The organism is Pontibacter sp. FD36, assembly GCF_015686655.1.
Classification (GTDB): Bacteria; Bacteroidota; Bacteroidia; order Cytophagales; family Hymenobacteraceae; genus Pontibacter.
Genome location: NZ_JADPMP010000001.1, coordinates 119,942 through 146,893, shown reverse-complemented (window position 1 = coordinate 146,893; position 26,952 = coordinate 119,942). Strand labels below are relative to the sequence as shown.

The 26,952-nt window shown below is 53.0% G+C and carries 26 protein-coding genes; 7 read left to right on the top strand and 19 right to left on the bottom strand.

Going from position 1 to position 26,952, the window contains the following annotated elements; translation table 11 throughout:
- Positions 1–435 precede the first annotated feature (435 nt).
- The 6 genes from I0P70_RS00650 (at position 436) to I0P70_RS00625 (ending at position 4,764) form a co-directional block, all read left to right on the top strand.
- The gene (locus tag I0P70_RS00650) at positions 436–1,389 is read left to right on the top strand and encodes a hypothetical protein (RefSeq protein ID WP_116541350.1); all 954 of its coding nucleotides are present in this window, start codon (positions 436–438) and stop codon (positions 1,387–1,389) included.
- Positions 1,390–1,481: 92 nt separating this feature from the next.
- Positions 1,482–1,814, top strand: coding sequence for a helix-turn-helix domain-containing protein (locus tag I0P70_RS00645; protein ID WP_116541351.1), 333 nt, complete (start codon positions 1,482–1,484; stop codon positions 1,812–1,814).
- A gap of 86 nt (positions 1,815–1,900) precedes the next feature.
- Positions 1,901–2,857, top strand: coding sequence for a toprim domain-containing protein (locus tag I0P70_RS00640; protein ID WP_196114293.1), 957 nt, complete (start codon positions 1,901–1,903; stop codon positions 2,855–2,857).
- Between the two features lie 107 nt (positions 2,858–2,964).
- Entirely contained in the window at positions 2,965–3,360 is a 396-nt protein-coding gene (mobC, locus tag I0P70_RS00635) for a plasmid mobilization relaxosome protein MobC (protein WP_116541353.1), read from the top strand.
- Positions 3,335–4,282, top strand: a complete 948-nt coding sequence (locus I0P70_RS00630) for a relaxase/mobilization nuclease domain-containing protein (protein ID WP_116541354.1) — start codon at positions 3,335–3,337, stop codon at positions 4,280–4,282. Before mobC ends, I0P70_RS00630 begins: the two co-directional genes overlap by 26 nt.
- The gene (locus I0P70_RS00625; protein ID WP_116541355.1) at positions 4,279–4,764 is read left to right on the top strand and encodes a hypothetical protein; all 486 of its coding nucleotides are present in this window, start codon (positions 4,279–4,281) and stop codon (positions 4,762–4,764) included. The genes I0P70_RS00630 and I0P70_RS00625 overlap by 4 nt, the downstream gene beginning before the upstream one ends.
- Positions 4,765–4,954: 190 nt before the next feature.
- Here I0P70_RS00625 and I0P70_RS00620 read toward each other — a convergent pair whose 3' ends face one another.
- The 9 genes from I0P70_RS00620 to I0P70_RS00590 form a co-directional block, all read right to left on the bottom strand.
- Positions 4,955–6,967, bottom strand: coding sequence for a heavy metal translocating P-type ATPase (locus I0P70_RS00620; RefSeq protein ID WP_116541356.1), 2,013 nt, complete (start codon positions 6,965–6,967; stop codon positions 4,955–4,957).
- Between the two features lie 11 nt (positions 6,968–6,978).
- Complete coding sequence (locus I0P70_RS00615; protein ID WP_116541357.1) at positions 6,979–7,350, bottom strand: DUF3703 domain-containing protein; 372 nt, start codon at positions 7,348–7,350, stop codon at positions 6,979–6,981.
- 29 nt (positions 7,351–7,379) lie between these two features.
- A complete protein-coding gene (locus tag I0P70_RS00610; RefSeq protein ID WP_116541358.1) occupies positions 7,380–7,826 on the bottom strand; it encodes a Fur family transcriptional regulator in 447 nt (148 codons plus the stop codon).
- Between the two features lie 10 nt (positions 7,827–7,836).
- On the bottom strand, positions 7,837–9,021 hold the full coding sequence (locus I0P70_RS00605; protein WP_116541359.1) for an efflux RND transporter periplasmic adaptor subunit: 1,185 nt from the start codon (positions 9,019–9,021) through the stop codon (positions 7,837–7,839).
- A gap of 25 nt (positions 9,022–9,046) precedes the next feature.
- Positions 9,047–13,435: a CusA/CzcA family heavy metal efflux RND transporter gene (locus I0P70_RS00600; RefSeq protein WP_188501724.1), complete on the bottom strand. Its 4,389-nt coding sequence runs from the start codon at positions 13,433–13,435 to the stop codon at positions 9,047–9,049.
- A 107-nt stretch (positions 13,436–13,542) separates the two neighbouring features.
- Positions 13,543–13,860 (bottom strand): DUF6660 family protein, encoded by a 318-nt coding sequence (locus tag I0P70_RS21550; RefSeq protein WP_366915782.1) that lies wholly within the window; start codon positions 13,858–13,860, stop codon positions 13,543–13,545.
- A 171-nt stretch (positions 13,861–14,031) separates the two neighbouring features.
- Positions 14,032–14,241, bottom strand: a complete 210-nt coding sequence (locus tag I0P70_RS21270; RefSeq protein ID WP_229733918.1) for a GDCCVxC domain-containing (seleno)protein — start codon at positions 14,239–14,241, stop codon at positions 14,032–14,034.
- Between the two features lie 2 nt (positions 14,242–14,243).
- Positions 14,244–14,849 (bottom strand): mercuric transport protein MerTP, encoded by a 606-nt coding sequence (gene merTP / locus I0P70_RS00595; protein WP_188501723.1) that lies wholly within the window; start codon positions 14,847–14,849, stop codon positions 14,244–14,246.
- A gap of 5 nt (positions 14,850–14,854) precedes the next feature.
- Entirely contained in the window at positions 14,855–15,232 is a 378-nt protein-coding gene (locus I0P70_RS00590) for a metalloregulator ArsR/SmtB family transcription factor (RefSeq protein WP_188501722.1), read from the bottom strand.
- 180 nt (positions 15,233–15,412) lie between these two features.
- Here I0P70_RS00590 and I0P70_RS00585 point away from each other — a divergent pair, with 180 nt between their 5' ends.
- Positions 15,413–17,257 carry a DUF6035 family protein gene (locus tag I0P70_RS00585; protein WP_188501721.1) on the top strand — a complete coding sequence of 615 codons (1,845 nt, stop codon included), beginning with the start codon at positions 15,413–15,415 and terminating at the stop codon, positions 17,255–17,257.
- Positions 17,258–17,263: 6 nt separating this feature from the next.
- Here I0P70_RS00585 and I0P70_RS00580 read toward each other — a convergent pair whose 3' ends face one another.
- From I0P70_RS00580 to I0P70_RS00535, 10 genes are all read right to left on the bottom strand, one after another.
- Positions 17,264–18,028: a zeta toxin gene (locus I0P70_RS00580; protein WP_196114292.1), complete on the bottom strand. Its 765-nt coding sequence runs from the start codon at positions 18,026–18,028 to the stop codon at positions 17,264–17,266.
- Between the two features lie 13 nt (positions 18,029–18,041).
- Positions 18,042–18,290, bottom strand: coding sequence for a hypothetical protein (locus I0P70_RS00575; RefSeq protein ID WP_188501719.1), 249 nt, complete (start codon positions 18,288–18,290; stop codon positions 18,042–18,044).
- 829 nt (positions 18,291–19,119) lie between these two features.
- Complete coding sequence (gene arsB / locus I0P70_RS00570; RefSeq protein WP_196114291.1) at positions 19,120–20,205, bottom strand: ACR3 family arsenite efflux transporter; 1,086 nt, start codon at positions 20,203–20,205, stop codon at positions 19,120–19,122.
- Between the two features lie 11 nt (positions 20,206–20,216).
- Positions 20,217–20,993: a metallophosphoesterase gene (locus I0P70_RS00565; protein WP_196114290.1), complete on the bottom strand. Its 777-nt coding sequence runs from the start codon at positions 20,991–20,993 to the stop codon at positions 20,217–20,219.
- A gap of 45 nt (positions 20,994–21,038) precedes the next feature.
- Positions 21,039–21,506: a DUF6428 family protein gene (locus I0P70_RS00560; RefSeq protein ID WP_196114289.1), complete on the bottom strand. Its 468-nt coding sequence runs from the start codon at positions 21,504–21,506 to the stop codon at positions 21,039–21,041.
- 29 nt (positions 21,507–21,535) lie between these two features.
- The gene (locus I0P70_RS00555) at positions 21,536–21,868 is read right to left on the bottom strand and encodes a helix-turn-helix transcriptional regulator (RefSeq protein WP_196114288.1); all 333 of its coding nucleotides are present in this window, start codon (positions 21,866–21,868) and stop codon (positions 21,536–21,538) included.
- Positions 21,869–22,632: 764 nt separating this feature from the next.
- On the bottom strand, positions 22,633–23,325 hold the full coding sequence (locus I0P70_RS00550) for a cytochrome c biogenesis protein CcdA (protein ID WP_196114287.1): 693 nt from the start codon (positions 23,323–23,325) through the stop codon (positions 22,633–22,635).
- Positions 23,322–23,555 (bottom strand): heavy-metal-associated domain-containing protein, encoded by a 234-nt coding sequence (locus I0P70_RS00545; RefSeq protein WP_196114286.1) that lies wholly within the window; start codon positions 23,553–23,555, stop codon positions 23,322–23,324. Before I0P70_RS00545 ends, I0P70_RS00550 begins: the two co-directional genes overlap by 4 nt.
- Before the next feature lie 168 nt (positions 23,556–23,723).
- The gene (locus I0P70_RS00540) at positions 23,724–24,515 is read right to left on the bottom strand and encodes an MFS transporter (RefSeq protein ID WP_196114285.1); all 792 of its coding nucleotides are present in this window, start codon (positions 24,513–24,515) and stop codon (positions 23,724–23,726) included.
- Positions 24,516–24,518: 3 nt separating this feature from the next.
- On the bottom strand, positions 24,519–26,894 hold the full coding sequence (locus I0P70_RS00535; protein ID WP_255530886.1) for a heavy metal translocating P-type ATPase: 2,376 nt from the start codon (positions 26,892–26,894) through the stop codon (positions 24,519–24,521).
- Positions 26,895–26,952 lie beyond the last annotated feature (58 nt).

The following is a 26,952-nucleotide window of genomic DNA, read 5'->3' as shown; positions in this document are numbered from 1 at the left end:
CAAACCCTCGGCTATCAAAGGGTCGATATAGCGCCGTACGTTGTCCGTATGAGTTGCCAAGCCTAATACGTCCTCTCTAAAATGTCTTTCCGTTTAGCTGGTTTCAAAGCATACTGTAGGAACTTTATATGCTCTGGTGCCAGTCCCTTCGCAAGTTCTTCTTCAGCTTGGTCGTTAGCCTGGTCGCTGTCGACTAAGCTAGCCTCCAGAAAGGGAGGGAGCCAGAGGCGGCAATACCTTGTGTATATATTTCTAAATGCTTATATTAAATTTCAAAATTCGTGGTGCCCATTTCTTATTATTCGATACTTGCAGGGAGAGCCTTTACTTGTAAGAATGAGGTTAAGCTGAGTCTCCCATAAGTTAATTGTTGAAACAGCAGTCCTCTTAGGAGGCTGAATAATGCCGTACCAAATTACCTAAAAAACTCACGTCATGAAGCACCTGAAGCAATTCCTGACCCGCCTGCAGACCTTTGAGCTTAGGCTTATCCATAGGAAAGAGGCTGTAGGCCCTCTGGGCCTCCGAGAGGTGAGCACCTACGACATCAGGCACGAGACGCCCTACGACGAGGCGGCCGTTTTCGAGAGCGAGCTCAGGCTCCTTGCCCAGATGGCGGCATTGGATCTGCTCCCCCTTCGCCACCCGCAGCTGCAGCTCGTCCTGGAGCAGATCACCGGGATAGAAGACCGCTTCAGGGCCTTCTGGGTCAGCTTCCACAACCATGCCCCGGACTACGGGCGAGCCTACCCGGCCGGCCACCTCCACCAGCTCAGCCTGCCGGAGCTGTTTGTCCTGCGCAACCTGCAGCCCATCGAGGCCGGCATCGCGGTCCGGGAGGAGCTGGTGGATGACCTGGGCGAGTCGGTCAAGCTGCGGGAATCTTTGCTGGCCCATCTCATCCGGCACGTGCAGGCGCTGCTTCCCACCCCGCAGGAGGCAGCCACGGAAAATACCGTTCCTGCCAGGCCTGTCACAGGCCATCCCCGGTTTGTGGACGGGGTGCGGGAGAGGCTCTTTGAAGTCCTAAAGGGCTACTTCACCCCGGGGGATCAGCAGCAGCTGCTGGCCCTCCTCGAGGGAAACCATTCCCCGGCCTCTCCCCTGCTCTTCCACGGGAATGGCAACCAGCTGGCCGACGCCTTCAAGCAGCTCTATGAGGCCAACCTGATCGTGGGCTGCCTGAAAGGCGAACTGGAGTCGTGGATAGCGGCCCACTTTGCCTATGTCTACCGCAAACAGCAAAGAACCCTGCCGCCCAACTACCTAGCCGCCATCATCTCCTCCAACGCCAAGCCCTGCCAGTCCCCTATCCTAGACGTGCGGAAACAACCGGACGGAACTTATGCTGTTTACCCGGTGCTCCGCACACAGAAAAACTATAACTAACGGTAGGAAACAGGCAGGATGCAGGACTACCCACTTGCAGCCTTGCAAACATAGTCATTACCATTGTAGCACAAACCAAACAGAACGCTGCCATGGAAAACCTCACCTTCGACCAACTCCCCCGCGCCGTCAGCCTGCTGCACGAGAAGATGGGCCGCATCGAGCGGCTGCTACTCGAACAACGCCCCCACCAGGAGGCAGCGGCCATCCTCAACGTCCAGGAGGCCGCCACCCTCCTCCACCTCTCCGTGGCCACGCTCTACACTAAGGTCAGCTGCCGGGAGGTGCCCTTCAGCAAGCGGGGCAAGCGCCTGTATTTTCACCGAAGTGAGCTGGAGGAATGGGTCCGACAGGGCCGCAGGAAGACTGTCTCCGAGATCCGCGAGGAGGCGGTCCAGCTTGCAGCCGGCAGAAAAAGAAAATAGCGCCTTCCAGGAAAAAGAATGCCTGCCACGGGAAAAAGCGCTTCCCGCCCCGATCATTTCCACTCTCGCCTCTGAAGGGAAAACCGATGAACATCCAGCAGATCAACAGCGAAATCTCCATCACGGATTACCTGGCCAGCCAGGGCATCCAGCCTGCCTACAGGAGGGGCTGTGACTGGTGGTACATCTCCCCGGTGCGGATGGCCGAGCGCACGCCCTCCTTCAAGGTCAACACGCGCCTGAACCGCTGGTACGACCACGGCACAGGGGAGGGCGGCAAGGTCATCGACCTGGCGCTGCGCCTCCACCGCACCGCCTCGATCCGGGAGGTCATCCGGCTCCTCTCCGGGCAGACTATTGCTTCAGCAGCAACATCTAGCCACGGTATACAATCAACCGGGAAACAAGCAGAGGGAGAAGTTCCCCCTCTCTCGCCAGCGCCCTTCAATAGTATCAAAGTGCTGGCGGCAAAGCCGCTGGAGGAGAACAGTCCGCTGGCAAACTACCTGCTACAGCGGGGCATCAGCCTTCATACGGCAGGCCCCTTTTGCCAAGAGGTCAGCTTCTCTATCGGCTCCAGGCGCTATGAAGCCATCGGCTTTCAAAATCGCTCGGGCGGCTACGAGCTGCGCAACGCCTGGTTCAAGGGCTCCTCCTCCCCCAAGGACATCACATTCGTGGACAACGGCGCGGGCACCGTCTGCCTGGTGGAGGGCTTCATGGATTTCCTCTCCCTCCTCGAGCTTCGCCCCCGCCTCACAACCAGCTCCAGCTTTCTGGTCCTCAACTCCCTTGCACTGGTTAATAGAAGTCTGGACGTGCTTGGCCGGCACCGGCAAGTGCTGCTTTTCCTGGATCATGATCAGGCGGGCAGGAAGGTGACGGAGCGGCTCCTCAGGTCGGGGCTGAACTGCCGGGACCGCTCCTCCCTTTACCAGAACTACAAGGATGTGAACGAGCTGCTGGTGGCCAGGCGGGGGAAGCCCAAGAAGCTTCGGCCAGGCTTCGGACACCGGAAGGGGGCCAGGGGAAGGAGCCTCTGAAAGTGGGGAGCAAGTTTGTGTTTTTGTCATACAAAAACTCCTGCCGGCACCGCTGCTCCCGGTGGTCGCAGCAGGGGATTCTTCTTACAACGTGAAGCAACAAGAGCATGGAAAAAGAGACAGCACAGCGGCAGCAGAGCCACGAGGGAAAGAAGGGCGGCCGCCCGCTCAAGCGGGTGAAGCGCAGCCATACCCTGGTGGTGCGGGTGACCGACACGGAGCGGCTCCTGATCTCAGGTAAGGCGCGGGAGGCGGGCCTGAGCGTCTCGGCCTGGTTTCGGGCGGCGGCCAAGAAGGCAATAGTCGTGGCGCGCCTCCGGCCCGAGGAGGCGGCCTCGCTGCGCATGCTCTCGGGTATGGCCAACAACCTCAACCAGCTGGTCCGGCTGGCCCACCGCCAGGGGCTGCTGACCCTGCAGGGCAGGTGCCGCCAGCTCCTTAATGACATTCATAACAAACTTCAGCAAATAGGCAGAGATGATCGGAAAGGTGATGACCGGTAAGAGCTTCTCGGGCTGCGTGCGCTACGTGGTCCAGAAAGCAGGAGCGGAGGTGCTGGACTGGGAGGGCGTCCGCACGGACACTGTCGCCTCGATGGCGGCCGACTTCAACCTGCAGCGCAAGCTCAACCCCGGGCTGGAGAAGGCCGTGGGGCACATCGCCCTGAACTGGAGCGTGCATGACAGGTCAAAACTGAGTCCTCAGGTGATGGCAGAGCGGGCAAAAGAGTACATGGCCCAGATGCAGATCCAGAACACGCAGTACCTCATTGTCCTGCACCGGGACCGGGAGCACCCCCACCTGCACATCGTCTACAACCGGGTCAACTATGAAGGGAAAACGATTTCGGACAGGTTCCAGCACCGGCGCAACGCCAGGGTGTGCCGGGAAATCACCCAAAGGCACGGCTACTACCTGGCCCCGGACAAGGGGCAGGTGAACCGCCAGCGATTGAAAGGGGCCGACAAGGCCAAATACGAGCTGCATGACGCGGTCCGACAGGCGCTGCCAAAGGCCAGGACCTGGCAGGAGCTGGAACACTTGCTCCTGGGCAAGGGCATCTTGATCGACTATAAATACAAGAGGGGAACGGAACAGGTGCAGGGAATCAGCTTCCGTATGGGGGAGCTCAGTTTCAAGGGTTCCAGCATCGACAGAAGCCTGAGCTACCGGGCCATCAACAAACAGCTGGAACAGCACAGTAGACTGGCGCAGCTGACGCCACAGGTCTCCGGGCAACACAGCGCACTTGGTCATACAGGGGCATCCTTCCCTGGCATTACCACGGGCAGGGATGCGGCACCCCATCCTGCTACTACCCCGATTGAGGGCCTGCTGGCTCCCACCACCGGGCAGGCAGCGGACACGAATGACTATTCCTTCAGGAAAAGGAAACGCAAAAAGAAAAAGAGAATCCGCTTATGAAAACAGAAGAACTGGAGGAGCGCCTCCTGGACGTGGAGCGCGTGCTGGCCCTGCAGGACAAGCGGCTGGAGAAGCTCGAGGAAGGGACTGCGCCGCATCCCCCGCAGGATGCCCAGGCACCTGACTGCAGCAGCCAGTTTGAGGAGCTGAAGGCGCTCCTCAAGCGGCATGACCTGAGCGTGCAGGCCCTGCAGATCTATGCCCTGATCGCTTCACTTCAGGAAAAGATCACCAAGCTGCCCAAGTTGTTGCCTGTGCGGCATTACCACCATTTCGAGGACAGGTCCAGGGGCTTTTTGATCGGGGGCATGGTGTGTTTGTTGACAACTGCCATCTTCGTAGGGCTGTGCTTCAGCCTGTACCAGGAGAACGGCAGACTGCAGGAGAATAACATGAAGTACAGGATAATCCGGCAGGCTTACCCCGATGCGGCGCACTGGGCAGATTCAACTTATTTGCATGATCCGAATTTACAGTTATGAGCTTGCGCAAAGGCAATAGCCAAGGGTGCCGTTTTGCCGAAGGGGTGTTTGCCGATCCTCCAATTTATTCAGAGACAGTTTCGATCTGAAGAAGATCGAAACTGTCTTTTGCTTCCATTTTGCTGCGCTAAAGGTAATACTCAATTTCCTTTGACACATTTATTTTACAGCCTCAAGCGGGATCCCCGGTTCAGTCAAAATGCATCCGCTGAATGCGCACGGCATTCAGAATAGCTAGCAACGCCACCCCCACATCGGCAAAGACCGCCTCCCACATGGTCGCCAACCCTCCGGCACCGAGAATCAGCACGATGGCTTTGACCCCGAAAGCCAGCGCGATGTTCTGCCACACAATCTGCTTGGTCTTCTCGCCGATGTTGATGGCGGTGGCGATTTTGGAGGGGTGGTCTGTCTGAATCACCACGTCCGCCGTCTCTATGGCCGCGTCTGAACCCAGGCCACCCATGGCCATGCCCACGTCGGCCAGCGTAATCACGGGCGCATCGTTGATACCGTCGCCCACGAATGCAACGGTCCTGCCCTCAGCCTTCAGTTTCTCCACATGGGTCACCTTGTCCTGCGGGAGCAGTCCACCGTAGGCCGCGTCCAACTTCAGTTCAGCTGCCACTTTCTGAACGATGGAGTCTTTGTCGCCGGAGAGCATCACCAGCTGTTTCACCCCCAGCTCCCGCATTTTCCTTACGGCAAGCGGAGCATCCTCCTTCGTCTTGTCAGCGATGGTGATGTAGCCTGCGTAGGTTCCGTCCACGGCCACTATGACAATCGTTTCCACGATTTCCTTGAGGCTAGAGTCATACTGCACATTGTACTTATCCAGCAGCCTGGCATTACCAACCAGTAGAAGCCTGCCGTCGACACTCCCTTTTAGCCCGTGGCCTGAGATTTCCTCCACCTCACTGACCACGTGCTGCTGGTGCGCCTGCCCCGCCTCCGAGACGATGGCCTGTGCGATAGGATGTGTGGACTTGCTCTCCAGCGCAGCCACAGCCGACAGGAACCACTCATTGTCAGGTAGCACCGTCTCCACGCGCTGCACCTGGAACACACCCTCGGTCAACGTGCCCGTCTTATCCATCACCACCGTGTCTACCTGTGTCATCAGGTCCAGGAAATTAGCCCCCTTGAACAGGAGCCCGTTGCGCGAGGCAGCCCCGATGCCGCCGAAGTAGCCGAGCGGGATGGAGATAACCAGGGCGCAGGGACAGGAGATTACCAGAAAAATCAGCGCCCGGTAGAGCCACTGGTTGAAGTCATAGCTCTCTACAAAGAAGTAGGGAATAAAGACAAGGCCAATGGCGAGGAAGAAGACAATCGGCGTATATACTTTGGCAAACTTCGTGATGAACTGCTGCGTCTTGGCCTTGCGGCTGCCTGCTTCCTCTACCAGCTGGAGTATTTTGGAAAGGGCGCTGTTCTCATACGCAGAGGTTACCCTCAGTTCAATGACGCGGTCCAGGTTAATCATGCCTGCCAGTACCGTCTCTCCCTTCTTTTTCGTGTCAGGTTTTGACTCGCCTGTCAGTGCTGCTGTATTGAAGGAGGACTTCTCGGTGAGCAGCTCTCCGTCCAGCGCCACTTTCTCACCCGCCTTCACCTGCACCACATCGCCCATCCGCACCTCTTTCGCCCTCACGGTGACGATGCCGCTCTCGGTTACCAGCCCCACTTCGTCGGGCCTGTTGTCGATGAGCGCCTTGATGGAACGGCGGGAGCGCAGCACGGCCGCCTCCTGAAAATGCTCCCCAACCACATAGAACAGCATCACGGCAACGCCCTCGGCATACTCCCCGATGTAGAAGGCCCCCAGCGTGGCCATGCTCATCAGGAAGAACTCGTTGAAGAAACTGCTCCTAAGGCTCCTAACCGCATGCCATACCACGCGCCAGCCAACCAACACGTAGGCTATGCCATAGGTTATAAGCCGCACATACCCGGAGAACCAGGATGTGTCGAGATTATCCAGCAGAATGCCTCCCAGCAGCAGCACAAGGCTGATGGCCGTAGGAACGTAGGAGGACTTTGCCTCCTCTTCAGCGTGCTCGTGCTCCATAGCACCAGCTTGCCTGGCCTTACCGTCCGCACCGATATTTGGACCGGGAGCCTCCGCAGTTCTAGGCGAGGTAATCTCCAGTGGTTTGAAATCCTCTTCTATGTTTTTGGGTGTAGTCTTGCTCTTATTCATTCTCTTATGTCTTAATGGTTTTCAGCAGGTGCTATGATTCGCTTTAAGTCATCCGGGATTGGCATTGGCCGGAGCGGCGGAACATTGGACCCGCCTGTGTTGCCCACTGGTATCTTTCCGGCCCAGGACTTAACCCCACCTACCAACAGGCGGGGAAGCTGTCCAATCACCTCTTTCGTATTCTTCGTTTTGAACCCGAATCTGAGCATCTTCCAGTGTACGGCCGTATGCTCCAGCGGGTATGGCTGCCCCAGGATATGCGCTCTCTCTAAATGCCTCCAGGCAGCGAGACGGTTGCCCTCTCTCCAGCAGGTATGGTAAGCGGTCAGTTCCTGTTGGTAAAAGGGCCTGAGCTTGGCGGGCATGTTCCAGTTGAGTTTCATATTGTGCTCCTTTGTTCATTTATGTAAAGCTACGCCTCATCCCCCTGCAATCGCATTGCATTTTTGGCGGCGCAACTGCCGCAGAGGCCCTTCACCACCAGGCTAGCCTCCTCCATGGTAAAGTTGTCAGGCAGCGGAATCTTCGGGATGCGGGACATCGGGAGGCAAAACGTTTCCTGGCATTTGCTGCAGGAAAAATGAACATGCAGGTCCTCAGGTGCACATGCACAGCCTTCTTCGCAAAGCGCATACTTCGTAGAACCTGTTCCGTCCTCTATACTATGTACAATCCCCTTATCCTCAAAAGTTTTAAGAGTACGATACAAGGTAATCCGGTCCGAGCGAAGGAAATGGGCCTCCAGGTCATTCAGGCTCACTGCCGAAGACTGGCCTTGCAGGAAGTCAAGCACCAACAGACGCATGGCCGTCGGGCGGACGCCCTTCTCTTGCAGGATACGTTCTAAGTTTTGCAGCATAGGGAATTGTTTAATGATGGCCTTCTTCTTCCGCATTTCGCATCTTGGAAAGCAAAGAGTAAGCACCTTTGGTTACAAAATTGGCGGCAGCGGTATCAATCCCGGCAGGAAGCGCCACCTGCACGTAGCCTCCTTCCTCGGTCCCTCGCTCCACGGGCACCATGCGGAAACGCTTCAGCACCGTCTCGCCCTCTTTTTCATCGCCTGTGTAAAGGAAGATATAGTTGTTGCCATTCTCATGCACCACAGCCGCCTGGGGCAGAGCCAGTACTTCCTGGCCGTTCAGTGCCACCCGCGCCTGCACGTACATGCCCGGCACGAGGTCTTTGTCTTCCTCCTCCATGTGGGCGTGCACCTGCACCGTCCGCTCCGGGCTTATCTCTTTTCCAATCAGGTAGACGGTGGCCTCGTGCCTTGCCTCCGTCTCATTGGGCAGGGAGTACAATACCTTTTGCCCCTTTTTCAGTGTCGGCACGTCCTTCTCAAACACCGTCAGCTCCACGTGCAGGTGGTCGGTATCAGCGATGCGGAACAGTACGTCCGTCGGGTTCACAAACTGCCCAACGCTGGCGTTGATGTAAGTCACGAAGCCCTCAATCGGGGCATGGATGGGGAGGATGCGGCTGATGTTGCCTTCCCGCAAAGAAGCGGGGTTGACGCCAATGATGCGCAGCCGCTCCCCCAGCCCCTCGACCTGTGCCCTTACAGACTTGTACTCGGAAGCAGTCCGCTGATACGTCTTGGCAGAGGTGACCTGCTCAGCGGACAGCTCTTTCTGCCTTTCATACTCCAGCTCCAAAAACCCAAGGCGGCTTCTGGCATCCAGGTAATCCTGCTGCAGTGTCACAAACTCTGGGTTCTCAATCTTTGCAATCAACTGCCCTCTCTTTACACGCATACCTTCCAACAACACCGTGCTCTTCACATAGCCGCCCAGGGGAGCGCTCACAGCGGCCATGTTCTGGGGCGGCAGGTCCAGCTTGCCTGTCAGCGTCAGGGTATTGCTCAGGTTGCGCATCTCAGGCTTGCCCAAGGCTATGCCCGCCACCTGGTACTGCTGCTCGGTCAGCTCTGCCTCGTTGGGGTTCTCTTCGCCATGCTCCTCCGTAGCCACTTTCGTCGGTTCAGACTCACTGCCGCAGGATAAAAAGAGCAATGCACCTGTTAGGTAAAATATATGGATAATCCTTTTCATATGGGATAGATTCTGCTTTTGTTGGTTACTGTTGGTTTTCTGTCATGTAGTGGAGTTCTATGACAGCCCTGTCATAGGCGTAGAGTGTTTCCAGATAGTTCGCCTGGATGCTCAATGCCCTGCTTAGGCTCAGGATATAGTCCTGGTAGTTGATTTCCCCTACCCGGTAGGCTTTGGTGGCGTGGTCTATGATGAGCCGCGCCTGCGGCAGTGCCGTGCGTTCATAGTAATCCAGGCTGCCCTGCAGCTTGAGCGCCTGCTGAAGCGCGGCCGCTGCATCAGCCCGCAGCTCGTTGCGAGTACCCTCTAGGTCCTTCTGAGCTACGTCCGCCTGTAACTTAGCCGCCTCCATACGGCTCCTCTGTGGCTTTGCCCACAGTGGGATGGCCACGCCGAAAGACACCTCCTGCGGCGGCTCGAACTCCGCTATCCCCCTTTTCCCATGGCCCCCGGCAATGGTTCGGTTCGTGTAGCCTAACTGCAGGTCCGGCAGTAGCCTGGCCCGCTCAAGCCTGGTCTCCGCCTGCCGCACCTCGACCTGCTGCCGGGCCAGGAGGAGCCTCGGATTCTGTTCCAGCATTTCCTCGGTTATGCTTGGCAGAGGCAAGCGGTTGAGTGTTGTGTCTGCGGTGGCTATCAGCGTGTCGGTTGCCAGCAATGCCTGCAGGCGCTGCTGAAAGACCTCTCTGTCAGCCTCTGCCTGAAAGCCGCTGTTGCGCACCTCAGACAGCTGCGTCTCGGCCGTCACCTGCTCCAGCAGGTTGGTTTCCCCGGTCCGGAGCCTCACCTGGGCGGCCCTGAGGAAAGCCGTGTACAGACTATCCTGATAGGTGAGCAAGCTGAGGCGGGAGCGTGCGTAGACTATTCCGTAGTAGTTGAGCCTCACCTCGCGGACGATTTCCCGCTGCCGCTGCGTCAGTCCGATGCTGCTTGCCTGGGTGAGTTCCCCGGCAAGCTTTGCCTGTCTGGCATAAAGAGTCGGAAAGGCAAACGTCTGCAACACAGAAACCTCCGTGTCATACTCTCCAGACTGTAGCTTACCGGTGGAGTACTGCAGCTGCGTCTTATTGATGTCCCAGGCCGCCCCTTCAAGCGACTGGCTCCTTTTTATGCCAATCCTGGCGGCCTCTACAGAAGGGTTCTGGCTGATTGCCTTGGCAACGGCCTTTTCCAGCGTGTACACTTCTACCGGATGCTGCTGCGCCTGTGCCTGCTGCGCCATGCCCATAAGCAGGGCAACCGAGGCAACAATGGTTACTATAGTGGTTGCCGGTAATCCGGTGCCGCGCGCGTTGCGCTTCTTTCTGTTGGAGACATACCCTTCGATAAGTATGTAGAGCACGGGCAGCACCACCAGCGTCAGCATCGTGGAGGTGATTAGTCCGCCTATCACCACGGTAGCCAGTGGTTTCTGCACCTCCGCCCCGGCTGTGTTGGAGAGCGCCATCGGCAGAAAGCCCAGAGAGGCCACAGAAGCCGTCATCAGCACGGGCCGAAGACGTACGGAGGTGCCGTTGAGCACCACCTCTCGCAGGCTTTGTACGCCTTCTTCCCTACGCTGCCTGTTGAACTCGGCAATGAGTACAATGCCGTTGAGCACCGCAACACCGAACAGGGCGATGAAGCCTACACCGGCCGATATGCTAAAGGGCATACCCCGCAACCACAGGGCCAGTACGCCCCCGATGGCCGACAGCGGAATGGCCGTGAAGATGAGCAACGAGTGGCGCACGGAGCCGAAGGTGAAGTACAGCAGCAGGAATATCAGCGCCAATGCGGCCGGAACAGCCACAGAGAGACGCCGGTTTGCCTCCTGGAGATTCTCAAACTGCCCCCCGTAGGTCACAAAGTAACCGGTGGGTAGAGTTACCTGCCGGTCTATCTTCTGCTGCACTTCCTCCACCACGCTGGCGATGTCCCGCCCACGCACGTTGAAACCCACGATGATGCGGCGCTTGGCATCCTCGCGCTGTATCTGGTTCGGCCCCTGCCGGTACTGCACATCGGCCACCTGCTCCAGTGGCACCTGCAGCCCGCCCGGTGTGGTGACGTAGAGTCGGCGCACATCGGCGATATCCTGTCTGTCATCCTGTTTGAGCCGGACGACCAGGTCAAAGCGGCGGTCCCCTTCGTACACCATCCCGGCACTCTGCCCGGCGAAGGCAGCGTTAATAACCTGGTTGACCGCCTCGACGTCAAGACCGAACTTGGCTATCTGACTCCGGTTGATGTCCACCACAATCTGTCGCAGTCCGGAAACTTGCTCCAGGTACAGGTCCTCAGCCCCTTCCACGGTAGAAACCACCCGGCCGACCTCTTGGGAGAGCCTGGTCAGTTCCTGCAAATCCTCCCCGAAGATTTTGATGCCCACATCCTGGCGCACTCCTGAAATCAGTTCGTTGGAGCGCAGCTGGATAGGCTGAGAGACGCCGAACGTAACGCCGGGAATGTCCTCCAGTGCCTCCGTCATCTGGCTGGCCAGTTCCTCTCGGGTGCTGGCGCTGGTCCACTCGTCCTTGTCCTTGAGGATGATGGTGACGTCAGCGGATTCCATGGGCATCGGGTCTGTCGGAATCTCAGCGGCGCCGATTTTGCTGATTACCTCCTTCACTTCCGGGAATCGCTCCTTTAGAATCCGGGAGGCCAGCGACACCTTTTCAATCGTTTCGGAAAGTGAACTGCCGGTCAATAGCCTTGTCTCCAAGGCGAAGTCGCCCTCCTCCAGGGTAGGAATGAACTCACTGCCCATGCGGTTAAAGAGCACCAGGCTCAGGGCAAACAAGGCGAACGCAGCAATAAGCACCAGTGCCTTGAACCTAAGGGCACCCCTAATTACAGGGTTGTACATGCGCTGGAAAAAGTCGATCATCCTGTCTGAAATGTTGCGCTTGTGGGTGGTGTTCTTGCTCAGCAGCAGCGCCGACATCATGGGCACGTAGGTGAGCGAGAGGAGGAAGGCACCAAATATGGCAAAGGAGACGGTGAGCGCCATGGGGCGGAACATCTTCCCCTCAATGCCCACCAGCACCAGAATCGGCAGGTATACAATCAGGATAATGATTTCACCGAAGGCAGCGGCGGTGCGGATTTTCCGGGCGGATTCATACACCTCCTCGTCCATCTGTGCCTGCGTCAGCCTTCCCTCTTTGCGCAGGCCCAGGTGGTGCATGGTCGCCTCCACGATGATAACGGCCCCGTCCACGATGAGGCCAAAGTCGATGGCCCCGAGGCTCATCAGGTTACCCGACACACCGAAAAGGTTCATCATGATGATGGCAAACAACATGGCCAGCGGAATGACAGAGGCCACTACTAAGCCCGCCCGCAGATTGCCCAGGAAGAGCACCAGCACGAAAATCACAACCAGAGCGCCCTCAATCAGGTTCCGCTTCACGGTGCCCATGGCCCGGCCAATCAACTCGCTCCGGTCCAGAAAGGCCTCTACCGCGACGCCTTCCGGAAGGGACTTTGCAATCTGCTCCATGCGCTCTTTCACGCGCCCCACCACCTGGTTGGTGTTCTCCCCCTTGAGGAGCATCACAATGCCCCCCACCGCCTCTCCGTTGGCATCTGTCAGGGCACCGTAGCGGTTGGCGCTGCCGAACTGTACCTGTGCAATATCAGCGATAAGCAAGGGGGTGCCATTGGTGGTATTGCTGACCACGACCTTCTTAACCTCGTCCAGACTCTCAATGAGCCCCTCGCTGCGTACAAAGTAGGCATTTGGCTTTTTGTCAATGTAGGCTCCTCCGGTGTTACCGTTGTTGCGTTCCAGCGCCTCCAGCACATCGCTGATGCTCAGGTTGTGGGCCTTCAGCCTGCCGGGGTCAACAGCAACCTCGTACTGTTTCAGGAAGCCACCGAAGCTGTTGACTTCGGCCACACCGGGTGTGCCGAGCAGCTGCCGCCGCACAATCCAATCCTGAATGGTGCGCAGGTCCATGGCTGAGTACTGCTCCTCATACCCTGGCTTGGCGTGTACCACATATTGGTATATCTCCCCAAGGCCGGTGGAGATAGGGGACATCTCCGGGCTACCTAACCCCGGTGGAATCTTACCTGTGGCCTCCACGAGCCGCTCACTGACCTGCTGCCGCGCCCAGTAAATGTCCACGTTCTCTTTAAAGACAATGGTCACCACAGAGAGGCCGAAGCGGGAGATGGAACGCACTTCCTCAATATCTGCGATGGTAGACATGGTCTGCTCCACCGGGAAGCTGATGAGCCGCTCCACTTCCTGCGCGGCAAGCGAGGGGCTGGTGGTAATGACCTGTACCTGATTGTTCGTGATGTCAGGCACGGCATCGATGGGCAGCTGCGTGGCGGAATAGCCGCCCCAGATAACAAGCGCCAGGGTGAAAATGCCAATGATGAGCTTGTTATGGATAGAAAAATGAATGATTTTATCTAACACCTTAAAATTCTTTATTCCCAAAAACCACATACAAAAGTATGCGCACGCATTTTGAGGCCGCACAGGGGTGCGGCAACGCGTGTTTAATTACCTAAAACAGAGATAGGTTAAGCTTTGGGCGGGTGCCAGAAAGCGAAAGAGGGGGAAACGGCACCACCAGGAAGGTAGGTGTTCAGAGTAGAACCTGACGGATTATGAGGTGGCTCCTGTGTTTGCGGAAAACTGATAGTTAGAGAAATGCCCCCGCAGCAGTTGCACTCGCAGAGGGGGGAGCAGAGATCATTCTCCTGCCCCGCGTCAGCATGGCCGTAATCAGCCTGCACTACTGTTGTGTCATCCTGGGCAAAGGCCGTCCCGCTGTCCGCGCACGGCAGGCACGCCAGCAGAAAGATAACCATTCCCCATATGACAGACAGGTACTTCATTTGTGCAAAGGTATAAAAACTATTTTACGGGTAGATACTTGCCTGCGTTGTTTACGATTTCTTACAGGTTTGCACGGATACCACTTAACTACAGAAATACACCGTGGTGGATTTTCAGCTTGCCTTTTTATATTACGCTGCTACTGCTTAGCATTTACTGTTTTCTTTGCTTTAACAGCAGCTTCTGCTTTGCTGAATAGGCGGGCAAGGGACTGTGCCGTAGGAGCAGTACACGCAACAGTCCCCTGGCCTCGGTTTCAGAAGCCTCTTGCACTTTTCACACGCATAAAAGTACTGGCAGGCATCTGTGGGCATCTGCTCTTCCTTTCGATGCCCGCACTCCGGACAGGTAATAACTGAGCTTAGACTAGTCTCTCCCATGCTTACTTCTTCTTAGCTACCTCCACTGTATAGCCCGTCTTTTTAGCCGCCTGTAGGATATCCAAGGGCTTCACCCTTGTGCTGTCGTAGGAGATGGTGGTGCTTCCAGCCTTGTAGGAAGTACTCACATGAAAGACTCCCGGCACCTCGCCTATCACCTGGCTCACAAGCGCCTCACAGCCCGCGCAGGTCATTCCCTCCACTTTCAGTTCTATTGTCTGCTTATTGTCGCCTTCGGCACTATTAGCTATCGGAATTGTTTTCCCATAGAAAACACCTGCATAATTTGGAAAGGTAAGCAGAAGCAACGCAAGGCAACTAACCAATAGCAACACCCTGTTCGACTTCCAGAATGAGAACTTATCATTTTGCTCACAGTCGCAGCTAGAGGCTGACCTGCCCGGTTTCAGACGTTGATACCACGCCAAGCCCAGGACTGCGATGGTAATGCCTATCAGATACGGCCTGAGTGGTTCAACCCAGTCAAAAGAAGAAGCAACCCCTGTGGCACCTACCATTACGGCCAGCAGCGGTGTGATGCAGCAAAGAGAGGCCGTAAATGCAGCCACTATGCTGCTACCCGCAAGCTTAGATGAAGTATTTCTCATATCACTTAGTTTGTTTTTATTTCTATTTCCCTACTGATAAGCTCCAACAGGGGCTTTATTACTTCCTGGTGCTCCTGCTTTAGGGAATAGAACACGGTCTGCCCTACCTTCTTACTTTGGATGATGTTAGCATCCTTAAGCTTGCGCAGGTGCTGCGAGACAGCGGGCATGGTCATTTGCAGCACGTCGCTTAGATCACAGACGCACAGCGATTCCTCCTGCTCCAACAGGTATAGAAGCTTAAGCCTTGTCTCACTCCCTGCCAGGCTAAAGACCTGGCTCAGGGTCTGTATCATACCGGCTGCAGTCTCCAGCCGATCAGAGCATAGTTGCAGTCTTTCTTTATTGGTGTAAACCCGAATACATAACTTCTCTTCTTCCATAGCAATTTCTGTCAAGCAAATTTAATAAATGATAAGTATTTAAGCAAGTACTTAAATACTTGCAAATGTTACTCAATGGTACAACCGCAGATGGTAACAGTATTGCCACTATTTTCAGCACTAGAGGATTTAACACAACTTCATAAATTTTATGTTATATTCCCTCATCAACTGAGGCTTATGAAACAAGTAGGAAAACTGACCATTGAAGATGTCCTGAATTATGAAACAGGAGAGCAAGTGAACGCTTACACGTTTTTCAAAAAGCCTTTAGATGAAATCACAGAGTACCGCTCAGAGTTACAGAAAGCCATTCAAGGTTACCGGGAACCGATGTTTGTCTGCTATTACTGCAAGCAGCTGATCAGGATCAGAGGCGGCAATTTCAATAGCGGAAAACGCAAAAAGGATAGCTTTCACTTCGCCCACCTGAAAGACAGCGCAGCCTGCCATATAAAAACCAACAATGCATACACACGGGAGGAGGTTGACCGCATCAAATACAATGGTGCTAAGGAGAGCGCGCTGCACATTCACCTCAAGGAACAGATCGCTGCCTACCTGAACAAAAATAGACTCTCTAATAAGGGGGTATCCTCTGTTGAGATAGAAAAGGTTGTTAAAAGTAAGCTCATTGAAAAGGAGTGGCGTAAGCCTGACATCAATGCCTCTTTCAGGGACAAGCGTGTGGCTATTGAGTTGCAGCTTTCCACCACCTGGCTGAGTGTGATTACCGGCAGGCAGCATTTCTATCAGGAAGAGGGCAGCTATATTCTCTGGGTGTTTCATAAGTTCAGCCTCGATGATGATATCAGAAAGCTAACCTATAATGATGTAATCTTTACCAACCATCATAATGCATATGTTTTCGACGAGGAATGCAGCTGGAAATCAGATCTTGAGAACGATCTGGTGCTGAAGTGCTACTACAAGAAGTATTACCGGCAGGAGCTTGAGATAAAGGATACCTGGGAAATGGCCTATGTTACCCTTTCTGATTTAACCTTTGATGTCGATCGCTATAAAGTATACTTCCACGATGCGAAGAAGCAAAAGAGGGAGGTGGAGCAGGCCGTTGCACAGGAAAGAAACAGAAGAGATCTCCTTGAAAGGGAGCACAAGATTGAAGCCGAAAAACGCCGGGCTGCAGAGGCCAGGATCCTGGAGCAAAGAAAGGCTGAAGAGAAAAGAAAATTAGCGGCTTTTACCGAGTTAAAAGAAAACCTGTCAGAATTAACCCATAAGCTCTATGGGCTACAACAGGACAAAGATAGTGCGGAGAGGAAAGGACAACGTTTACAGGAAAGCATAGAGAACAGGATGCAGATCCTAGAGGATCTTGTGGCTTTTGCCGATAAAGCCTATGACTTCATAGCTGGTAAAAGCCGCACAAATCCTTTCCACGGGAACTTTGAATACGGCCATTATGAAATGGTGCACACACTGCGTGCAGAGTTTCTGGAGGATAGCAAAGAGTTAGAGGCAAGCTTTGCGCGGGCAGGCATTGAGAAAAGTTACTGGCTCAAGAAGCAAGCTGACCTTCCTGCACTGGAATTGACAACAATTGCTGGAGTAAATTACCATATTCTCCCTGGTGCAGATGAATACTTTCAGCTGATAAGGCCCCATTATGCTAAAGTCAGGCACATTCCAAAATCAGCTGTAGGAACTCTTTTCGAGGGCGCTGAGCTTCGGCTTGTGCTTTCTGAAACAAACCTGCTGGAAGTCTTTACCAGGAGTAGCTTATATCTCTTGGTAGAGCAAAATCAGGATGTACTGACCTATACTGATCAGGTAGAAGCTAGCCAAAAGAGCATTTTGCTGGTCAATCACAAAATCCTGAACCTTAAAGCTCAGTTACAAGAGAGAGCAAGGCAAATACTTGAAGCGGAGATAGCTAATTTTGAACTTGAAAAATCAGAGAATAGAAGGATTAGCGAAGGGTCAGACGTTGAGATAGCCATTTTACAGGCGGAGGTGACACGGCTAAAAAGTGCTATGGATGACTTCAGAGAGACCTTTTAATTTCGATTATCTGCTTTCTGAGACCTTGTTTGAGTAGTATTCCAGGAACCAGTTTGGAACTGTATCAGGATTGAGTTCGTCCCAGTCCTTTTCTCCCTTTGCATTCTTCTTAAAGTGCGCAAAGAGCTGAAAGCCCTCTCCGTCCCTGGAGTTATCGAAAAAATAAACCTGGTAGGCTAACTGGGCAGCCTCGAACAAAAGGCCAAGCGAGCGGTAATATCTTTGCTCTATCTTATCTTCAGGAACATCATGCCCTCCCTGCTGGGTTCTCACATGCACCCTAAATTTATTAATTTCGGGTGATTCGGTGGATACAAAGTACAGATAAACCTTGTAGCCTGCCGCCGCCGCCTCTCGCATAATGTCAAGCTTGGAAGGGTGAGAGAACACGGTTTCGAAGGAGAACTTTTTCCTCTCCAGCAACAGCTTTTTCCTCAGGAAATCAGCGATGATCTGTGCCAGCTGCTCGTTGGTTTCGGGTGCAACAAGCTCAATTCTATTATCAGTAAGCCTGTAACAGGCTGCAAATTGGGATTGATCGAACAGCTCGTGAATAAGGCCAGATGATACCGCTATCTGGGAGAACTCCTCATCAGCGACCTCGATGCGGTATGGGTCAAAAGAGAAGCGGTCCTCCTGTAGTGCTTTGGCAATGTCATCGGCATTTATATAAATGCCAAAGTCAACCGGAATCTGGCTGACTTTATAGGCTCTTACAGCGTTAATGATCGTGCTTTTGCCAGAGCCGTTAGGGCCGGCAAAGACTCTCAACCTAAGTTTTGAGTTAGTCGAGGACAATTTGTTTAGGGCGTGTTATATTTCTGATCTTGCTGATTCTTTTTTTAGTACCATCCTGGTCTACGCGCACTACCCACCCGTTTTCTGCTTTCACCACGTAGCCTGCAACTTCCATAGCCTTTCTGGACGCTTTCTTCACTGCAGGACTGGCAGCCCGCACCAAAACACGTTTCGTAACGTAGGCTGTTTCCTTCCCGGCTGCACTTCTTTTATCTGCTTTTAATCTGCTTTTCATAACTTAAAGATACAAGTTTAAAGTGTAGTTTAACACTTCTCTCAGTATATATCAACGTTCATGCCTAACTTGGGGTTAGGCAATAAGCTGGAAGTAGCGCGGTCTACATTATGAGGCTTTAATATGATTGCAGTGATAACACCTGCCTAGGTATAGCTTATCCTTCTAAGCGAATTACATGAAAGGCTGTCAGTGCAAAGTCCATTCTTAGGTGGCTTCTCATGATACACTTTATCTTCCAAATCATCGCTATAAAAATTCGGACTTAACTCTAGGTAAGTACTACCTATGCCTCCTGTATACTTGGTAAGCTACTTTTTATATCATATCTGAAGGATTAAAACATTGACAGCGGTAGTAAATGGTAGGCACCTTTTCTCATAAGGCGCATGTTGAATACTCTTACCGATCGCATACTAGTTATATTCCACTAATTTAACAACGTCTTGCGTAGCAACCGTTAGACACTTCTGGTCTTGACTACCAAGTGCATGCCTATGAGGCTAACCCTCCTTATTTGTCTACTTCACTGATTGATGGAATCAGCTTTTGAGGTTTGTTCACTCCATAACCTTATGCCTCCATTATTAGGATGTCAACACAGAGAAGGCGTAAAACGTTAAAACTGAAATTCAGAAGCTGTATCTGTGCACCGTGAAAGTCTCAACTATCATGACGCTTCAACCTATACGCGAATGATGCCCATATTTGAATTTAGAGTAATTGTATTTCGAGGCGTGATTCAGATGTGAGAGAAAATACCTCAACAAAACAACAGGGGCTGCTCAAACACCTGAACAGCCCCTGTATAAACGATTTCATGCAGTATCTATGAAGTGACAGGTTCCTTCTCCTTGCTGTACCATCTCCGTTTGAACCAGAAGGCAACGTTCACCAGCAGTATCAGCGCAGGCACTTCCACCAGCGGTCCAATCACGCCAGCAAACGCCTGACCTGAATTGATGCCGAACACACCGATGGCAACAGCGATGGCTAATTCAAAGTTATTGCCCGTGGCGGTGAAGGAGATGGCCGTGTTCTTGGAGTAGTCAGCGCCCAGCACCTTGCCGAGGATGAAGCTGACCACGAACATGATGGTGAAGTAGAGCACCAGCGGAATAGCGATTTTCACCACGTCAAACGGTATTTGCACGATTAGCTCCCCTTTCAGGCTAAACATCAGCACGATGGTGAACAGCAGCGCAATGAGCGTGATGGGCGAGATGAAAGGGATATACCTGTTGTTGAACCAGTCCAGTCCTTTCCACCTTATCAGCCCGTAGCGGCTCACTACACCAGCAAAGAACGGGATGCCCAGGTATAGCAGCACGCTCTCGGCTATCTGGCCGATGGTGATGTTAATCTCGGAACTGGCCACGCCAAAATAAGGCGGCAGCACCGAGATGAACAGGTAGGCATACACGCTGTAGAAGAAAATCTGGAAGACGCTGTTAAGCGCCACCAGCCCTGCGGCATACTCCCTATTGCCCTCCGCCAGCTCGTTCCAGACCATCACCATCGCAATACAGCGGGCAATGCCTATCAGTATCAGCCCTATCATGTACTCGGGTTGGTCATGAAAGAAGAGTATCGCCAGAAAGAACATCAGCAGCGGCCCGATGACCCAGTTGAGCAGCAGCGAGATGCTCAGAATCCTCACGTTACGGAACACCTCCCCCATCTTCTCGTAGCGCACCTTCGCCAGCGGGGGGTACATCATCAGGATAAGGCCGATGGCCAGCGGCACATTGGTCGTCCCGCTTGAAAAGGAATTAATGAACCCGGAGGACTCGGGCAGGAAGTAGCCGATGCCCACACCCAGAAACATGGCAAGGAATATCCACAGGGTCAGGTAGCGGTCAAGAAAACTCAGTTTCTTTCGATTGTGGGCAGGTGTACAGTTGTTAGCACTCATAACTTTTACTTTTAGCAGCCTTTTCTCAGGTTCTCAGCATAGGCATTGGGCAGGATGCAGTCCTCAATAGCCCGGGCTGCCTTCTCGTAGTCATATTTGAAGCGGATGAACTCCACCTCGATACTGTCCTTATCCAGCAGGGAAGAGTTTTCGTCAATGGTGAGCATCACGTAGCCCCCACGGTTGTCGCCATCCTTGGGCTTGCCCACAGAGCCGATGTTGATGGCGTGTCGGTAATGGTTGTTGCCATCCTCATCTGAGTTCAGTATGCGATGATACGGCTTATGGGTATGCCCGAAGCACAGGATGTCGGCATCAGCGTCCTTCATGATGCGCAGCAGGCTCTTTTCGTCTCGGTCTTCGAAGAGGTACTCGTTTATCTTCCTGGGGCTGCCATGCACCAGCAATAGGTTCAGTTTGTCGTTGTTCAACTGGTACTCCACTTTCAGATGTGCAGGAAGCGTCCGCAGGTACTGGCGTTGCTCGGGCTTGATGATGTCGTTTGTAAAGGAGATGGAAACGGAGCCATTGGTTTTTTCCTCGTCCGTTTTGTAGGCGCAGCCGCAGTCGTTGCTCATCCTGCCGATGCCGAAGTCGTAGTTGCCTGCAATGGTCGGGATATTGCGCCTGCGGATTTCGTCCACCACCTCGTTTGCCCAGATGTTGTAGCCCACCAAATCCCCGAGGCAGTAGATGAAGTCGGGCTTCCTGCTGTCTACATCTGCAAAGAACGCCTCCAAGGCAGGCAGGTTGGCGTGGATGTCACTGAAGAGTGCTATCTTACTCATTGTCTATAGTGGTTTGGGTAGATGGTATAAGGGCGTGGTGACTACTTAGCAGCAGCCACCTCCTGGGGTGCAGGCGTTGCCAGACTGCATCTCTCTGAGGTTGATTCTGAGTTTCTCTTTCGGGATGCCGCACTTGTCTGGGGCAAGACAGTTGGTCGTCTTGGAAAGCAGCACGAAGTTATTCCCGTTATAGCCAAGGTCGTACTTGCCAATAGTTTCCCCTTGGTATTCCACTTCGATGTCCAGGTCCTCCATGCCCAAGGCTTTCTCCGAGAGGGCGATGATGTTGAGCAGTTTCTGTGGCTTCAATCGGTGGTCAAAGTCGTTGGCATCCCATAGCTGGAAGTTCGCCACCTTCTCGGTGCGCACCGTTCCACCGCAATCAATGAAATGCGTGGTCACCATGCCCACCTCGGTTACGTGGAAATGCGCTGGGACTTTCGTGCCGTTTTCCAACTCGAAGTCCACCGCTTCGGCTGTTTGCAGGATGTGCTTTACTTCTGACAGTTTCATGCTATTGTAAGCTTAACTATTACTCTCGTTCAACAACAGGCAGTGTTCTGACTTCTGACGCCATCCAGCAGGGCAGCGAAGTAGCCGTTCAGGTATGCGAAAGCGTTTTCGTCCAGGCAGTAGCAGATAGCGTTGCCCTCCACCGTGCCTTTGATGATGCCAGCGTTCCTCAGCTCTTTCAGGTGCTGCGAGACCGTTGCCTGCGCCAGGGGTAGTTCGCTCACGATGTCACCGCACACGCAGGCTTTGGCTTTGAGCAGGTGTTCGATGATGGCGACTCTCGCTGGATGCCCCAACGCCTTGAGCAGGAGGGCAGTCTTGTTCTGCGCCTCCGTGTAGTTTTCAGTTTTCGTCAATCCCATAATTTCTAATCGTTTGATTGCAATATTACGATTAACATAAAGAAGATACAAATAGTTTATGCTATGCTTTAATTATGTCTTCTTTTTAGGTAATAAAGAAAGGCAGATGAATCGAACAAAAGCATTTAAATAAGACTTGCCTACTTCCTTACCCGTCCAATACTGACAGAAATATGAGGATTGTAAACCCGGATGAAGCTGACAGCCGTCTTATGTACATGTGGTCGCTTTTAGCAGGCTGCAAGCATGTTAATTTTAAGATCTCCTCAGATACATCAAGAAAAGGAGAAGGCACTCTAGCCTAATAAAAACTCCTGCCCAAGGATGGCAGAGTTTATGGCACCTAAAGATTCACACTTTACGCCTTCTGTCCCTGTCCTATACCAGCTTCCATTAGATTTTCTCTGGTAATACCACTTTCACAACGGTTTAATAGTTTCCCATTTACAACTACTGCCGGAATGCGTACCACTCCATATGCTTAGGCTTTGTTTAAGCAGGTATTATCATCACAAAGCTTTATCATATCATAAAGGGTGACTTCGCAGCTGTCACAGGTCAGCCCCTGAACCATCTTTACTACTGGGTCGCACAAAGGCCAACCGGCGGTGAAAATCTCTATTTTACGATTCATATTTTAGCAGTTTTATAGTATGGCTTTTGAAATACTTTCCGTCTTGTAAAATGTATCTCAGAAGTGTGCGCGGGTGGTGCACAAGATAAACCAAACTGATGACCTGCACTCCTGAAATCATCAGTTGGCTTTATGGCAGCAGGTCTATAAAAACCCTGGTGTAGTATATACTAACAATAAGAAGTGCGCAACCGCTGACAACTTGAATGCTACGCCGGAGCCAGGTCAACCGGGCCAGGCGGGAAACGGCTCCAGCAAAAACCCCAACCACTAAAAAAGGGAGCCCTCTGCCCAGCCCAAAGGCTAAAGCCAGCAGCAACCCATAAAGAGGACTAGCTTGGGCTGCAGCGACGGACAGCAACAGCAACAGAGGAGCAGCGGATGTGCCCAGGCTAAATATAAACCCGTATACAAAGGAGCCGCTGATACCAGGTTTCCGAAGGGCTGCTAATTGGGTTACCTGTAGCCTCGGCCCATAAAAAGCCAAAATGGCAGCTATCAAAGAAACGACAGCCATCCCCAGCGCCCAGTAACGACCAAAAGATTCTGTAAGAATAGCGCCTAGTCTACCGGCTAATGCTCCCAATAAAGTCAAATTAATGACGATGCCAGCAAAAAAGGCAGTCGCAATCCACAGTCCGCTACGCCCTTCTTGATTTTGTGAATTACTGCTGACCAAACCAGCCATTCCTAACCCAACGGGAAGGGTGCAGGGACAGACTGCGCTAGCTACTATCCCCGCTATTAGAGCTACTCCCATGGCCAGAATAGAACCTTCTGACAGGCTAGAGCCAAAACTTTGAAAAAAACCTTCGAGCGTCATTGTGGTGTCTTTACTTCTACTGCTTCTCCTGTTTTATACCCTTTGTCCGAAATGGCTTTACCAATCTGCTGCGGAGTGATCTTATCATCACTGTAGGTAATGGTGGCCTCCCGCTTCTCGAGGCTTACCTCTACTCCTTGTACACCGTCGAGTGCTCTCACCGTTTTTTTCACGGTTGACACACAGGAGCCACAGGACATTCCCTCCACTGGCATCGTTACTGTCTTCACAGATAAATTATTAACTGCTTTTTGAGCAGTATGATCGACAGCCTCTTGTCCACACGATTGCGTAGCCAAGCAGATGAATGCTCCAGAAAATAGGATCAATGATTTTTTCATAATCTTTGCGACCAACAAATAGAGGGTTGTTTCCATGATAATTACTCCGAATATTTTTTAAACTTCTATTACTAACTCAATTTTTAAGACTCTCTTCTCGTATTTAAAGAGATTGAGAGAGGCGATAGTCAGGGCTGCCTGAAAAAGCGCATTCCCAAATAGGAAGCCATAGGTGCGAAGTCCCCAGACTTGCGAAAGAAGGCCATAGTAACCCCTTAATACCATTGGTAATGAAATAGAGCCGCCCTTTCCCGGTAAAGTGGTTCGCTGAAATGCGAGCCAGAGAGGACCCGATAAAACAAATCCAACGGTGGTTATTACTAAAAACAAGACCTTCCAGCCCATAATTGGCTCCAACGTTACACCTAAGATTGAGCCAAAGGCACTGCCTCCGGCCATGGCACCGAACAGCCAGCCCCAGGGCCGGCCTCTTTCTTCATAGCTAAAGAGCTGTCCTGTCAAAGCCAGGGCGATGGGTATTACCCCGCTAGCCACCAGCCCGGTCAATAAACGCCACACGATTAGTCCGGAGACGGAGCTTGCGCCCGCTGTCAGGCCGGTTAGCACAGCAAAGGCCAACAGGGAAAGGAAAATAATCCGCATTGGACCGATGCGGTCGGATAACAGACCATAGAAAAGGGTAGCAATACCATAGGGAATCAGGTAAGCGGGCACTATCAACCCTATTCGCTGCTGGGGAGCGTTAAAGAGAAGCGCTAATTTAGGAATCAGCTGGGCAACCATATAAGCCTGAAAAAAAATAATGAAGGTAGCGGCTGAGAGCACCCACAACAAGTACTCTCGTCTGCTTTTCTCAATGCTGCGGCTGCCATTCCATATTTGCTTCATTTGTTAAACTTCTATGGCAGTGAACCCCGAATTGCCTATCGCTTCTTTGAGTTGCTGCTGCTGCACCTTTGCTGGCTCATAGCTGACATGCACCTGCTTCCGGGCGACCTTCGGCTTTACCTCCTGTACGCCAGGCACCCCTTTCAGGGTAGCCGTGATGGCACCGGCGCATCCTTCACAGACCATGTCTGGTACTTTAAATTCAACTTCTGCCAATGAGCCTGTCGTTATCTCTTCTGTCCTCTCCAGCTTTATGCTGCGAATGCGAAGCGTGTTGAGCAGGATTGCGAAAATACTGACAATCATCACCGTGATGGCCAGGAGTGGTGTGATGAACCCAAGGGCTGCCAATAGCATGCCCGCCACATTAAAGAGCACGGCCACCACCACGTTCCCTGTCATGGTGCGGTAACTGGCCTTACCTAAAATCAAAGCATTTACCACGTCCATCAGCTTATCTCCGATCAAAATAACCCCGGCAGATTCAATGGCCACGTCTGTTCCAGCCGCAATGGCAATGCCTACGTCAGCCTGCGCCAAGGCAGGGGCATCGTTGATGCCATCCCCCACCATCGCTACCTTTTTGCCTCTCTGCTGGAGGTTCTCAATAGCGGTTACTTTATCGGTCGGCAGCAGCTCTGCTTTCACCTCCTGTATTCCTATTCCCTGGGCTATAGCATGAGCCACAGGGAGCCCATCTCCTGTAAGCATGACCGTGTGGATGCCTTTCTGGTTTAGCTTGGCAACTGCCTGAGCAGCCCCTTGCCGCGGCGTGTCCTGAAGCGCCACAATGCCGGCTACGCTCCCCCCAAGGGTGATACCTATCACAGTTTTACCTTCGGCACTCAGGCTGACGATACGGCCCATGGCGAGGTCCGTAAGTTTTGCTCCACTCTCCTGGAGAAACGAGGGCTTCCCTGCCAGCACTTCATCTCCCTGGTAAGTCGCTTTGACTCCTTTACCGGCTATAGATCTGAAGTTTTCTACGTCCCGCAGTGCAGCTCCTTCCCGCTGGGCGAAGAAAGTAATGGCCTGCCCTATGGGGTGCTCAGATTTGCTTTCTACAGCTGCCAGTAAAGAAAGTACCTCCCCTCGCTCAATACCGAATGTCTCCACATCGGTCACAGTGGGCTTGCCATAGGTTAATGTGCCTGTTTTGTCAAAGACGACCGTATCTACAATGGAGAGTCCATGGAACACCTCACTAGCTTTTACCAGCAGGCCTATAGAGATACCCTTGCCACCTGCGATGGCGGCAAGCATTGGTGTTGTAACACCTAAGGCACAAGGGTAGCCCATGATAATGGTCGTGATCAGCGCCAGCGTTGCCTGCGTGAAGTCGCCTGTAAAAACAGCCCATGCCGCGAAAGCAAGGCCAGCCACAATGAAAACAACAGGGCCGTAATAGTTCATCAGGCGATCCGCAAGCAGCTCGATAGGAGGTTTGCGCTCCGCTATCGTGCTCATCAGCCTGACAATCTGACTCAGGAAGCTATCTTCCCCAGTTTTAACCACCCTTATCTGTAGGGCACCGTCTAGATTCAGCGTACCCCCGATTACCGTGCTTCCTTTTTCTTTAGTTACAGGAACAGACTCCCCGGTGAAGCTGGACTCATCTACGCTGGCAGTACCTGAGACTATTTCTCCGTCCAAAGGTATTCGCTCGCCGGGACGCACTTCTACCACTTCATCAACGGTGACATCTTTGGTGAGTACTTCCACAAACTGGTTTCCGCGCAGCACCCTTGCCTTTGGAGGCTGCAGCGACAACAGCTTTCGGACTGCCTCGGATGCTTTTTTGCGGGTGTTCAGCTTAAAGTAGGCAAAGAACAAATGCAGGGACATGAGCCATGCTGCCACTGGCAGGAAGTTAGGCCAGTTGGGACTAAACAGGGATAGCGTACCGATGATAAAGGAACCCCATGCCCCGGCGCTCAGTAGCACATTGGCATTGATTACCCGCTGGCTGATAGCCATGAGTGTCTTGCGCAGGATAGGATAACCTACCCACAGTAGCACAACAACTGCTACTCCAAAACTGAACCAGGCCCTGTATTGGGCAGGCAGATTAAATAAATTGATCGGGTCTACCAGCAGATCCACGATGGAAAGCGCCATTCCGATGCTTCCCCGTTGTTTGATCACCTGAAACAGGTCCTCGTCGGCCTTATACTGCTGTACCTCTGTGGCAGAAACACTATAACCAAGTTTCTCCACGGCTTCTGCCAGCTGCTCTCGGTTCATTTGTGCTGTATCGGCTTCCACCAGCACGATGCCATGCACTAGGTTCACCATCACGCTCTTTATGCCTGGATAACGCTTCAAGGCTGTCTCTACACTCATGGTGCAGAACGAGCACATAAGTCCGGAGACTTTCATCTGAACTGTTTCCGTTGCCATATTCTTTGATTTAAACGTCTAAAGTAATGTCCATTAA

Excerpts from the sequence above, each read along its gene's own strand:
- I0P70_RS00650 (WP_116541350.1), top strand. The coding sequence starts at position 436 with ATGAAGCACCTGAAGCAATTCCTGACCCGCCTGCAGACCTTTGAGCTT.
- I0P70_RS00645 (WP_116541351.1), top strand. The coding sequence starts at position 1,482 with ATGGAAAACCTCACCTTCGACCAACTCCCCCGCGCCGTCAGCCTGCTG.
- I0P70_RS00640 (WP_196114293.1), top strand. The coding sequence starts at position 1,901 with ATGAACATCCAGCAGATCAACAGCGAAATCTCCATCACGGATTACCTG.
- mobC (WP_116541353.1), top strand. The coding sequence starts at position 2,965 with ATGGAAAAAGAGACAGCACAGCGGCAGCAGAGCCACGAGGGAAAGAAG.
- I0P70_RS00630 (WP_116541354.1), top strand. The coding sequence starts at position 3,335 with ATGATCGGAAAGGTGATGACCGGTAAGAGCTTCTCGGGCTGCGTGCGC.
- I0P70_RS00625 (WP_116541355.1), top strand. The coding sequence starts at position 4,279 with ATGAAAACAGAAGAACTGGAGGAGCGCCTCCTGGACGTGGAGCGCGTG.
- I0P70_RS00620 (WP_116541356.1), bottom strand. The coding sequence starts at position 6,967 with ATGAATAAGAGCAAGACTACACCCAAAAACATAGAAGAGGATTTCAAA.
- I0P70_RS00615 (WP_116541357.1), bottom strand. The coding sequence starts at position 7,350 with ATGAAACTCAACTGGAACATGCCCGCCAAGCTCAGGCCCTTTTACCAA.
- I0P70_RS00610 (WP_116541358.1), bottom strand. The coding sequence starts at position 7,826 with ATGCTGCAAAACTTAGAACGTATCCTGCAAGAGAAGGGCGTCCGCCCG.
- I0P70_RS00605 (WP_116541359.1), bottom strand. The coding sequence starts at position 9,021 with ATGAAAAGGATTATCCATATATTTTACCTAACAGGTGCATTGCTCTTT.
- I0P70_RS21550 (WP_366915782.1), bottom strand. The coding sequence starts at position 13,860 with ATGAAGTACCTGTCTGTCATATGGGGAATGGTTATCTTTCTGCTGGCG.
- I0P70_RS21270 (WP_229733918.1), bottom strand. The coding sequence starts at position 14,241 with ATGGGAGAGACTAGTCTAAGCTCAGTTATTACCTGTCCGGAGTGCGGG.
- merTP (WP_188501723.1), bottom strand. The coding sequence starts at position 14,849 with ATGAGAAATACTTCATCTAAGCTTGCGGGTAGCAGCATAGTGGCTGCA.
- I0P70_RS00590 (WP_188501722.1), bottom strand. The coding sequence starts at position 15,232 with ATGGAAGAAGAGAAGTTATGTATTCGGGTTTACACCAATAAAGAAAGA.
- I0P70_RS00585 (WP_188501721.1), top strand. The coding sequence starts at position 15,413 with ATGAAACAAGTAGGAAAACTGACCATTGAAGATGTCCTGAATTATGAA.
- I0P70_RS00575 (WP_188501719.1), bottom strand. The coding sequence starts at position 18,290 with ATGAAAAGCAGATTAAAAGCAGATAAAAGAAGTGCAGCCGGGAAGGAA.
- arsB (WP_196114291.1), bottom strand. The coding sequence starts at position 20,205 with ATGAGTGCTAACAACTGTACACCTGCCCACAATCGAAAGAAACTGAGT.
- I0P70_RS00565 (WP_196114290.1), bottom strand. The coding sequence starts at position 20,993 with ATGAGTAAGATAGCACTCTTCAGTGACATCCACGCCAACCTGCCTGCC.
- I0P70_RS00560 (WP_196114289.1), bottom strand. The coding sequence starts at position 21,506 with ATGAAACTGTCAGAAGTAAAGCACATCCTGCAAACAGCCGAAGCGGTG.
- I0P70_RS00555 (WP_196114288.1), bottom strand. The coding sequence starts at position 21,868 with ATGGGATTGACGAAAACTGAAAACTACACGGAGGCGCAGAACAAGACT.
- I0P70_RS00550 (WP_196114287.1), bottom strand. The coding sequence starts at position 23,325 with ATGACGCTCGAAGGTTTTTTTCAAAGTTTTGGCTCTAGCCTGTCAGAA.
- I0P70_RS00540 (WP_196114285.1), bottom strand. The coding sequence starts at position 24,515 with ATGAAGCAAATATGGAATGGCAGCCGCAGCATTGAGAAAAGCAGACGA.
- I0P70_RS00535 (WP_255530886.1), bottom strand. The coding sequence starts at position 26,894 with ATGAAAGTCTCCGGACTTATGTGCTCGTTCTGCACCATGAGTGTAGAG.